General features: G+C 58.4%; 8 protein-coding genes and 1 pseudogene. 5 read left to right on the forward strand and 4 right to left on the reverse strand.

What is annotated here, in order from left to right; all coding sequences use genetic code 11:
- Positions 1-79 precede the first annotated feature (79 nt).
- The 3 genes from BHD08_RS08395 to BHD08_RS08405 all read left to right on the forward strand — a co-directional run bounded on the left by BHD08_RS08395 (position 80) and on the right by BHD08_RS08405 (position 3689).
- Positions 80-1069 carry an SDR family oxidoreductase gene (locus BHD08_RS08395; RefSeq protein ID WP_125021464.1) on the forward strand — a complete coding sequence of 330 codons (990 nt, stop codon included), beginning with the start codon at positions 80-82 and terminating at the stop codon, positions 1067-1069.
- Positions 1066-1617 (forward strand): sugar transferase, encoded by a 552-nt coding sequence (locus tag BHD08_RS08400; RefSeq protein ID WP_125021466.1) that lies wholly within the window; start codon positions 1066-1068, stop codon positions 1615-1617. The genes BHD08_RS08395 and BHD08_RS08400 overlap by 4 nt, the downstream gene beginning before the upstream one ends.
- Positions 1618-1679: 62 nt before the next feature.
- On the forward strand, positions 1680-3689 hold the full coding sequence (locus BHD08_RS08405; RefSeq protein ID WP_125021468.1) for a nucleoside-diphosphate sugar epimerase/dehydratase: 2010 nt from the start codon (positions 1680-1682) through the stop codon (positions 3687-3689).
- A 200-nt stretch (positions 3690-3889) separates the two neighbouring features.
- Here BHD08_RS08405 and BHD08_RS08410 read toward each other — a convergent pair whose 3' ends face one another.
- Positions 3890-4297 carry a PA2817 family protein gene (locus tag BHD08_RS08410; RefSeq protein WP_038658904.1) on the reverse strand — a complete coding sequence of 136 codons (408 nt, stop codon included), beginning with the start codon at positions 4295-4297 and terminating at the stop codon, positions 3890-3892.
- A 276-nt stretch (positions 4298-4573) separates the two neighbouring features.
- Positions 4574-5311, reverse strand: coding sequence for a 4'-phosphopantetheinyl transferase (locus tag BHD08_RS08415; protein ID WP_125021469.1), 738 nt, complete (start codon positions 5309-5311; stop codon positions 4574-4576).
- Between the two features lie 287 nt (positions 5312-5598).
- Between BHD08_RS08415 and pap the strand changes: the two genes are divergently transcribed.
- Complete coding sequence (pap, locus tag BHD08_RS08420; RefSeq protein WP_125021471.1) at positions 5599-7098, forward strand: polyphosphate:AMP phosphotransferase; 1500 nt, start codon at positions 5599-5601, stop codon at positions 7096-7098.
- 467 nt (positions 7099-7565) lie between these two features.
- Positions 7566-8750, forward strand: coding sequence for a thiolase family protein (locus tag BHD08_RS08425; RefSeq protein WP_125021473.1), 1185 nt, complete (start codon positions 7566-7568; stop codon positions 8748-8750).
- Between the two features lie 267 nt (positions 8751-9017).
- Here the strand turns inward: BHD08_RS08425 and BHD08_RS08430 are convergent, their stop codons facing one another.
- Positions 9018-10118 (reverse strand): polysaccharide biosynthesis/export family protein, encoded by a 1101-nt coding sequence (locus BHD08_RS08430; protein ID WP_015276675.1) that lies wholly within the window; start codon positions 10116-10118, stop codon positions 9018-9020.
- Between the two features lie 446 nt (positions 10119-10564).
- Positions 10565-10678 (reverse strand): annotated as a pseudogene (locus BHD08_RS23165) (glycosyltransferase); the annotation flags it as partial.
- Positions 10679-10801: the final 123 nt, after the last annotated feature.

A 10801-nucleotide genomic window follows, 5' to 3' on the forward strand; every position in this document is an offset into this window, starting at 1 on the left:
AGACATAGTTCTCCAATGTATATTTAATAGTGAGCTTTTCAAACTCTGGCTAAAATTAAATGTTGTCGGAGCGAAACTGATGAAAGTACTCGTTACAGGGGGGGCAGGTTTCGTTGGTTCGGCGGTGGTGCGGCATTTAGCTTTGCGATCGCCATATGTCACGACGGCAATGGTGAGAAAGCTGCAGTTTCGGATGCCGGGATCTTTTTCCGAGACGGTTTCAGGTGCGACGGTTCAGTGGATTGAAGTAGGCGATTTAGTTGGCGCCCATTTTCATTCTAGTGCGTTCTATGACGTCAGTGCGGTCGTTCACTGCGCCGCACGTGTCCACATGATGCACGATTCGGATTCGGACTCGCTCGCCGCCTTCCGGGCGGTGAATGTTGGTGGCACGCTCAAGTTGGCGGAAAAGGCTGCATCTGTAGGTGTGAAGCGATTCGTCTTTATCAGCACCATCAAGGTCAACGGTGATTCGACGGTATTGGGCGAGCCTTTCCGGGCGGATGATTTGCCTGCGCCGGAGGATGCATACGGGCTTTCCAAACTGGAGGCTGAACGAGGGTTGAAGGAGCTGTCCGCCAAAACCGGCATGGAGGTCGTCATTATTCGCCCTCCGCTTGTGTATGGGCGCGGAGTTAAGGGCAATTTCGGGGGCATGATCAAGTTGGTCGAGAAAGAGATTCCGCTTCCCTTCGGTGCCATTCACAATAAGCGCTCGCTGGTGGGCATCGACAATCTAGTCGATCTAATCGTTCGCTGTATTGATCATCCTGCTGCCGCCAATCAGGTATTCCTTGCTGGTGACGGGCAGGATCTTTCAACCCCCGAGCTGGTGCGTGGGCTGGCCATGGCGATGGGTAAGCACGCGCGGCTGATTCCCCTTCCGGTCGGAGTTCTCGAGTTCGGTGCTACGCTGCTGGGCAAACGTGCATTGGCTCATCGACTGTTGGGCTCGCTCCAAGTGGATATCACCAAGACGCGCGAGCTGCTCGAATGGCAGCCCCGCCACTCCGTTGAGGAAGGCCTCCTTCGCTGTTTCGTTACCTCAACCCAGAGAGGCCGCGTGTGATTCGGTTGTTCGATATAGTGCTTTCCCTTCTGGGGCTGGTTGTTGGTGCGCCGGTGCTTCTAGTGCTGGCAATGATCGGTATGTTTGATACGGGCTCACCAATATTTCGCCAGGTGCGAGTCGGGCGGCACCAGCAGCCTTTTACCTTGGTCAAATTTCGCACCATGACGCAGGGCACCGCCTCCGTTCCAACTCATCTTGCCAGCAGTTCGTCGGTCACTCGATTTGGTAGTTTCCTGCGCAGGACCAAGCTGGACGAATTGCCGCAGCTGTGGAATGTGCTCAAGGGCGAAATGAGTTTGGTAGGGCCTCGGCCCGGACTGTTCAGCCAGGCAGAACTCACCATAGAACGCGCCAAGCGTGGTGTGTTTGCAGTTCGGCCTGGAATCACCGGGCTCGCGCAAGTGCAAGGGGTGGACATGTCGACCCCGGCGTTGCTCGCAGAGATGGACCAGAAGATGATCTCGAGCCTTTCGCTGACGGCTTACGTGAAGTACATCGCCCAGACTCTAATGGGAGGGGGCTCGGGAGATCGCATTGTCAACTAATCTATTGGCCTGGGTCATGTCCGATTCCAGTGCCGTCCCATTCGCCGAAGAACAAGACTTTTATGCTTAGGTTGGCTGAGAAACTGAGAACCCACCTGGTTCGTTTGCCGCGGCGGCAGAAGCGCCTGATTCAGGTTGCTGTGGACGTTTTGCTGGTCTGGTTGGCGCTATGGTTGGCTTTCTATGTCCGCGTAGGTAATGCCAGCTTCGCGGAGCCGCTTGGCGGCCATGCCTGGTTGTTCGGTATAGTGCCACTACTGTCTATTCCTTTTTTCGTCCGCTTGGGCATGTACCGTGCCGTAATGCGTTATTTCGGCAATGACGCACTGATGGCTATCGTTAAGGCCGTATCGCTTTCGGCTCTTTCACTATCACTCGCCGTTTATTGGCATACCGATGCGCCCAAACTTATCCCTCGCTCGATGGTGTTCAACTACTGGTGGTTGAGTCTGGTGCTTGTTGGCGGCCTGAGGCTAATCATGCGGCACTATTTCATGGGGAACTGGTTTACCCCAGCTTCGTTGACTAAATTCAAAAGCCGGGACGCCGGGCTGACGAAAGTTGCGATCTACGGTTCCGGCGCGGCAGGGAATCAGTTGGTGGCTGCCCTTCGGTTGGGGCGTGTGATGCGGCCTGTAGCTTTTATCGACGACGATCCGAATCTGTACAACCGTTCCATCGCTGGCCTTCAGGTGTATTCAGCGAAGCATATTGGGCAGATGGTCGAAGACACGGGCGCCGTTGAGATACTTCTCGCCATTCCGTCGGCTACCCGAGCCAGGCGGCGACAGATACTGGAAATGCTCGAGCATTACCCGCTTCACGTCAGATCTGTTCCTGGATTTATGGACTTGGCGAGCGGCAAGGTCCAGGTCGATGACATTCAGGAAGTGGACATCGCCGACCTTCTTGGGCGGGACGCCGTCCCCCCCGTCCAAGAACTGTTAGAAAAATGCATCCGCGGCCAAATAGTAATGGTTACCGGGGCTGGTGGCTCGATCGGCTCCGAGCTGTGTAGGCAGATAATTGCGAGTCAGCCTGCAGTATTGCTGCTGTTCGAGCACTGTGAGTTCAACCTTTACAGTATTCATCTTGAGCTGGAACGGCGTATTGAGCGGGAGGCGTTTTCGACGCGCCTGGTGCCTATTCTAGGTTCGATACGTGACGCCGATCGTGTACTGGATGTAATGCGCACCTGGGGCGTGCAGACCGTTTATCACGCTGCTGCGTACAAGCATGTACCCATGGTCGAGCATAACGTAGCCGAGGGTGTGCGCAACAATGTGGTGGGTACATTGAACGTTGCCCAGGCGGCGGTGCAGGCGGGTGTCAGCAATTTCGTATTGATTTCCACCGACAAGGCCGTTAGACCAACCAATGTGATGGGTAGTACCAAGCGTGTCGCTGAGTTGATCCTTCAGGCCCTCGGCCGTGAACAGGCGCCAAGCCTGTTCGGTATTGCGGACACCGTACGTCACGTCAACAAGACCCGCTTTACCATGGTGCGTTTCGGCAATGTGCTTGGCTCGTCCGGCTCGGTCATACCGCGGTTCTATTCGCAGATACGTGCGGGTGGTCCTGTAACGGTCACGCATCCAAAGATCACCCGCTACTTCATGACAATTCCCGAAGCAGCACAACTGGTCATCCAGGCGGGGTCGATGGGGCAGGGTGGCGATGTGTTCGTGCTGGACATGGGGCAGCCAGTGCGCATTGCGGAGCTGGCGGAGAAGCTGATTCATCTTTCCGGCTTGAGCGTGCGCTCAGAGAAGTGCCCGCATGGCGATATCAAAATCCAGTACACCGGTCTGCGCCCCGGCGAGAAGCTGTACGAAGAGCTATTGATCGGCGACAACGTGAGCGCCACCGAACATCCGATGATCATGCGCGCCCATGAGGAGCATCTCGACTGGGATGTACTCAAGGACAGGCTGACAAAGTTGCACAAGGCGGTGGAAAGCGATGATTACCCGCAGGTGCGGAAGCTGCTTCGTGAAGTGGTAAGCGGGTATGTGCCGGAGGGGGAAATCGTCGACTGGATCTACCTGCAGCGGCGGGTGGAGCCTGAGTAATACGTTGGTTGACGTCGCGAGCCGCCGGTTTCTAGCAGGCCTCTGGCCTGCCTAGCTGCTGAAGATGCGACCGCTAATGGTTTAGTCCCCAGCACTGAGCTGAGTGTTCTTCCTGAGGGGGCTTCAGCCCCCATTCGCGACCTTTGATTTCCTATCAGTTGGTCAACTACTCCTACTATTCAGCCGGCTGGTGCCGGATATCAGTGCCTCGCACCCTCATCCGGCATGCTCAGCAGCTGCTTTTCACGGTTCCAGTCGAACGGCTCGTCGTTCTGCTCGGCTTCGTAGCGGCGTTCTTCAAGTTGCTGGAAGACGGCGATTTCGTCATCGGGCATGAAGTGCAGGCAGTCGCCGCCGAAGAACCACAGTAGGTCGCGCGGAACCAGGTGGGCGATCTGGGGGTAGCGGTGGAAGACCTGGCAGATCAGGTCCTGGCCCATGTGGCGTTCTTCCGGGACGTTCTGCAGGTTCATGATCAGCTCGTCGAAGCGTTCGAGGAACAGTGCGTGGCTTTCTTCTGAGACTTGTTCGGCCTCGCCCATGGCAAGCAGGATGCCGCGCAGATGGGCCAGCAGGGCCAGGTTGTGATCGTGGTATGGATTGGCCATGGTTCACCTGTGTCGGTTTTTTGAAAGGCGCGATTATAGGCGTGCGCGCCGGTGGATTGGGTGTCTGGTTGACTCGCTGCGGCGCCGAGGGTTCGGTTTTAAAGGCGCTGACTGGATCGGGTGGTCTGGCGGGCAACTGTTCCAAGCGTGACTGCTCTACTGCTGTGCGTATCGCGTTACACGAGTTTGCCTTGCGCGCTTCCGTTGGCGGCTGGCTTGTATTGCTGGACCTGTACCCGCTGAGGAGCTAAACCGTGCCGTTGCAGGCGTGGAGCGCTAGATCGAGGCGACCAACGAATGTTGGGCCGGAATACTTACCAGGCTGAGCAAGTAACCGTCGAAGGTGGCGAACTGACCATCGAGCTCTGTGCCTTTGCGCCAGCCCCCTGGAAGGTCGATCAGCAAGCGGAGGCGAGCGGTGCCGTGCTGCGTGACCTCGGCGACGGCGGCATCCTGGAAATAAAATCGCTGTCTGACCAATGGGTAAAGCGCCTTGAACAGGCTTTCCTTCAGGGAGAAGGTGCGGGTGACGAGTTCGGCTCGTTCGCTGAGGCTCAGGAGCGCGTAGCTCTCCAGCTCGCTGGGGGTGAGTATCTCGTTGGCGAGGCGATCGGCGCGTTCGGGCGTCATCACGCGTTCGATATCCAGCCCCAGACCAGCCCAATGTTCCCGATGACCCGCGACCACGCCGGCCCAACCTGCGCTGTGCGTGATCGAGCCAACTATCCCCTGTGGCCACTGTGGCGCCCGGTCTTCACCTACCGGCGGCACGAACGGCTTACCGGTTAGCCCGCGCAATGCTTCCAGGGCGCAGAGGCGGCCGGCAAGAAACTCGGCTTGCCGTTTGCTGACGCCTTTCTGCGCGGGAATTCCCCAGCGATCAAAATCTTCAGGATCGAGCTGTGCTGGATCGAAGGACGTGCTCAGCAGACGAACGCCGGTGAGCGCTTCAGGTAGCGGCCAGTGGTCGAGCGGAGTCGAACAGAAGCGCGGGTAGGGAGGTTGGTCGTTCATGCCCGCTATTCTGCCTCAAGCATTGGCAGGATGCGTTTGTCATGTCGTTGGATCGGACTCACTCTTGCAACTTCGCCGCTTACTGAACAACCGGCGTGGCACCGATATTTGCACCGCCGCGTGGTCGGAGCTGGACTTGCAGGCTCTATTCCTCTCGATCGGTTTGTTCGTTCCGCGGCGCGCTGCACCGACGCAAATCAACCTCGCGCGATCTACATCGGCGTTTCCCTCGCTATGCGCTTGGTGTGCCTGCTAGGGTTGAGGCATCCATCTGGGCGGAGAAAACGATGTTCGAATCAGCGGAAATTGGTCACTCCATTGACAAGGCAACCTACGATGCGGCCGTACCCGAGTTGCGGGAAGCGCTGCTGCAGGCGCAGTACCGGCTCAAGGCACAGGCGCGGTTCCCGGTCTTGATACTGATCAACGGGATCGAGGGCGCCGGCAAAGGGGAAACCATCAAGCTGCTCAACGAGTGGATGGACCCGCGGCTGATCCGCGTCGACAGTTTCGACGTGCCCAGTGATGAAGAGCTCGCGCATCCACCGGCCTGGCGCTTCTGGCGACGGCTGCCGCCGAAGGGGCATACCGGCATCTTCTTTGGTAACTGGTACAGCAAGATGCTCGAAGATCGCGTGCATGGTCGCATCAACGGCGCCGAGCTGAAGCTGGCCACCGCCCGAGCTCAACGTCTGGAGCGGATGTTCTGCGACGAGGGCGCACTGATCTTCAAGTTCTGGTTCCATCTTTCCAAGGAGCGGATGAATGCCAGGCTCGATTCGCTGAAAAACGATCCATTGCATAGTTGGCGCATCAGCCCGCTGGATTGGCAGCAGTCCAAGACTTACGACAAGTTCGTGCATCACGGCGAGAAAATCCTGCGGCTCAGTAGTCGGGATTTCGCGCCCTGGTATGTAATCGAAGGCGCCGATGAGCGTTATCGCAGCCTGACCGTCGGCCGTATCCTGCTGGAGGGGCTGCAAGCCGCGCTCGCCGCCGCGGAGCAGCCTGAGCGGGCGTCATCCCAACCGCATTCGGCACCGCTGCAGATCGATCTGGACCATCTGAGCCTGCTTGATAGCCTCGATCTGAGCCAGAAGCTCAGCAAGGATGACTATCAGCAGCAGCTCGCCGAGGAACAGGCGCGCTTGTCACAGTTATTGCGGGATCGTCGTCTGCGCAAACGAGGGGTGCTGGCATTGTTCGAAGGGCACGACGCTGCGGGCAAGGGCAGTGCGATTCGACGCGTCACTGGCGCGCTGGACCCGCGGATGTACCGGACCATACAGATTGCTGCGCCATCCGAAGAAGAGCGTGCGCAGCCTTGGCTATGGCGCTTTTGGCGCAATGTACCGGAGCGTGGAAAATTCACCATCTTTGATCGCTCCTGGTACGGCCGCGTGCTGGTCGAGCGAGTGGAAGGGTTCTGCACTCCGGATGAGTGGTTGCGCGCGTACTCGGAGATCAACGACTTCGAGGAGCAGCTGGTCGACGCCGATATCGTGCTGGTCAAGTTCTGGCTGACCATCGACAAGAATACCCAGCTCAAGCGGTTCAAGGAGCGCGAGGAAACTGTCTTCAAGCGCTTCAAGATCACCGATGAGGACTGGCGCAATCGTGAGCGCTGGGATGATTACGGGCATGCCGTGGCCGATATGGTCGATCGCACCAGTACCGAGATCGCGCCCTGGACATTGGTAGAGGCCAACGACAAGCGCTTTGCCAGGGTCAAGGTGCTGCGCACATTGAACGAGGCGCTGGAGACGGCGATCGAGAAGGCGCGTTGATGGGCAGGTTTCCAGGCAGTTGCGTGCGTGGTTGCTGGTGACCGCGTCGCTGCCGGGGACGCAGCGCGATCAAAACCGCTCTCACTCTTGTGATGTTTCTGCCTGTTCATGCCGTAAGTGCGGCCTCGACGGTAGGTGCCAGTTTCAGCTAGCAGGAAGCAGAAGCTTTGTAGTACTGGCCGCTCCCACACCCCAGCGCGCCACGAGATTGGGGAATGATCTTATCCGCGAATTGATCTGTAGCGAGCTTGCCGGCGCTTGCACTCCTATGAGGCTGAAAAGGTTGCCAAACGCGCTGTCCGGCCGGCGAAGCGATGGCCGTGCATATCCAAGCTGAATGGTCGTCGCCAGTCTGGCGAGGCGGCCACTATGCTCCGGTTACCGTCCACCCGGCGGTCGTGGAACAATCCGTGCGCGCTGCGCCGTCACAACATCCCCGCGACCGCCCCTAGTCTCCGAGGTATGTCATGCGTGAAGTAGTGATCGTCGATAGCGTGCGGACCGGCCTGGCCAAGTCTTTCCGCGGCAAGTTCAACATGACCCGTCCTGACGACATGGCTGCGCATTGCGTCGATGCGCTGTTGTCGCGTAACGATCTCGACCCCGCGCTGGTCGAGGATTGCATCGTCGGTGCCGGCTCCAATGAAGGCGCGCAGGGTTACAACATCGGCCGCAACGTCGCCGTGCTGTCGCGGCTGGGCATCGGTTGCGCCGGCATGACGCTCAATCGCTATTGCTCGTCGGGTCTGCAGGCCATCGCAGTGGCGGCCAACCAGATAGCCTCTGGCTGCAGCGACATCATCGTCGCCGGCGGGGTGGAATCGATCACCCTGACCCTGAAAAGCCGCAACACCGACCACCTGTTCAACCCGATCATTCAGGAACGTGTGCCAGGCATCTACCACACCATGGGGCAGACGGCCGAACTGGTGGCGCGTCGCTACAACGTGACTCGCGAGCAGCAGGACCTCTACTCGCTGCAGAGCCAGCAGCGCACTGCACGGGCGCAGGCCGAAGGGTTGTTCAGGGACGAGATCGTACCGATGAACGTCCAGTACTTCACCGAAGACAAGAACACTGGCGAGCGTACCGTGCATGAGGGCGTGGTCGACGCTGACGATTGCAACCGCCCGGATACCACGCTGGAAAGCTTGGCGGGGCTCAAGCCGGTTTTCGCCGAAGATGGGTCTGTCACTGCCGGCAATGCCTCGCAGCTATCCGATGGCGCATCCATGACGCTGGTGATGAGCCTGGACAAGGCTATCGAGCTAGGCCTCAAGCCGCGTGCGTTCTTCCGTGGTTTTACCGTGGCGGGCTGCGAGCCGGAGGAGATGGGCATCGGGCCGGTATATGCGGTGCCGCGCTTGCTCAAGGCGAAAGGGTTGCAGGTTGCCGATATCGATCTCTGGGAGCTCAATGAAGCGTTCGCCTCCCAGTGTCTGTACTGCCGCGACACGCTTGGAATCGACAACGAAAATTACAACGTCAATGGCGGCTCGATCTCGATCGGGCATCCGTTCGGCATGACCGGTTCGCGCACCGCCGGGCACCTCATCCGTGAGCTGCAGCGGCGCGAACTGCGTTACGGCGTGGTGACCATGTGCGTGGGTGGCGGAATGGGTGCCGCCGGGTTGTTCGAAGCGGTGCGCTAACGCTTACGGAACAACCGTCAACGGGAAGCGGGCCTGCTACCAAGCTGTAGCAGGCCCGTTTTTCGCTGGCTGCGTGGTCGGGGTGCTTGGCAAGCCGTTCCTGCTTGGCCCGAGGAGTGGCGCAGATGGCAGGTGCGCATCCGGCTCCGACGTACGCACTGCACCCATATCGCAATGGCATATGCCGATATACGAAAAAGCCGCAGAGCATCTTGCGATGGCTCTGCGGCTTTTCTTCACCCAACGATTGGTTGGGCTAGGTGGCGCTTAGCGGCCCAGGTTGTAGTCCGCTGCAGCACCGATGCCGATGACGTTAGCCGACGGCAGCAGCTGGCTGATGAAGCGGTTCCAGCGGGTGATGTTGGCCGGACCAACGAACACCACGTCCTGCGGCTGTAGCGGGAAGTGCTTGGCCAGTGCAAAGGCGGTCGGCGACTTGGCGTTCAACTGGAACACCTTGGCCGGCTCGGTGGCCATGTTTTCCGCGCCGCGGATCACGTACAGCGCTTCACCATCGGCAGTCTCCTGGCGAATGCCGCCGGCAGTGCCGACTGCGTCCATCAGGTTCATGCTGGTGGCTTTGAATGACAGCGCTTGTGGCAGGTTGACCTCGCCCAGCACGTAGATCTTGCGCTGGTCGTTATACGGCAGGTGCAGCTGGTCACCATCTTTCAGGTAAACCTGATGCAGCCACGAGTCCGGGCGGTTCAGCGAATCCATGTCGAGCATGTACTCGCGGCCGTCACGCTTAAGGGTCAGGCCGGTAAGATCGGCGGTCTCGGTGTCGACGCCCGCCTGGCCGATGGCCTGGGTAATGGTCATCGGTGCAGTGGTAACCGGCACTTCGCCGGCCGTGTTGAATGCACCGGAAACGACTACGCGCTGGCTACCGAAGCGCAGGATGGACACGTCCACCTGTGGGCTGTCGATGTAGTTGGTCAGGCGGCGGGCGATGGTGGCGCGCAGCTCTTCGATGGTCTTGCCGGCGGCATCGACGTTGCCGATGTACGGGTAGAAGAGGGTGCCATCAGGGCGTACCAGACGTCCGTTGGCATCCAGCTGCTGCTGCGGGCCGGACGGTGCGGTCAGTTCCGGATGGTCCCAGACAGTGATGTAGAGCAGATCGTTGGCGCCGATGCGGTAGGCGCTGGGCTTGTAGTTCAGCAGTTCCTGCTTGCTCGATGTGCCTTTGTCGGAGGCCAGTTCGCCCTTGAGCATCTCAGGGGTGATGCGGATCAGCTGGACCGTGCCATGTTCGGCTTCGGCGCCATCCTTGAACTCATCGGGATCGAGATACTGGCCAGGGGCGAAAGCGCAACCCTGCAGCGCGAGGGCGGAAGTAAAAGCAAGAGCGATAAATGGTTTCATAGGTTGTTCATCCTTGACGGAGTGGTTGTTGTTCAAAGAGTGAGACGGCTTGATTCACTTTTTTGCCTGAGGCATTCGAGTTGTTTTTTCGCCTTTCCAAGAGGACCGGAGTCATCACTCCACACTCCTCAGCGACCAAGTTCGATCGGTAGCCAAAGTATTTCTCCTTCCTGAATGTTCATCTCCAGCAGCTTTTATATTCAGCCACGCGGAAAGCTTTTTCTTTCCCTCCAGGTTGTAACACTGCAGCTGTTGCTTGGCAGGTTTAATCCTTTACTTGTTTATGCGCGCGCTGCAGCAGTACGAACGAGGCGAGACGGCGCCGGTGTTTAGTTAGATGTTGAATTGCCATCCTGACACGCTCACACAGAAGGGATAGACCGTCCCGATCTGGCTGGGTTCACCGCGGTTCATGGCAATTTCAGCCAATTTTTTGATAAGTTGCCTCAGCTATCCTGTTTTGCCGGCCTTGCTTTCTGCGCGCGGTAGTTTTTCTCTCGCATAAAGGCTGGAACTATGAATAAAGCGTCATGGGCATAGCGCTTAACCAGTCGTTTAGGGATGGTCTGAAGTAGCCATGTATTTCCCCGGCATACCACCTAGCGCAACTTTTAAACTCGCCAAATGATCAAAAAACAATCAATTCGACGAGTATTTCTTACGTTTTCGCCACCCGGACCCCA

This window comes from Pseudomonas sp. SCT, assembly GCF_003864275.1.
Classification (GTDB): domain Bacteria; phylum Pseudomonadota; class Gammaproteobacteria; order Pseudomonadales; family Pseudomonadaceae; genus Stutzerimonas; species Stutzerimonas stutzeri_AE.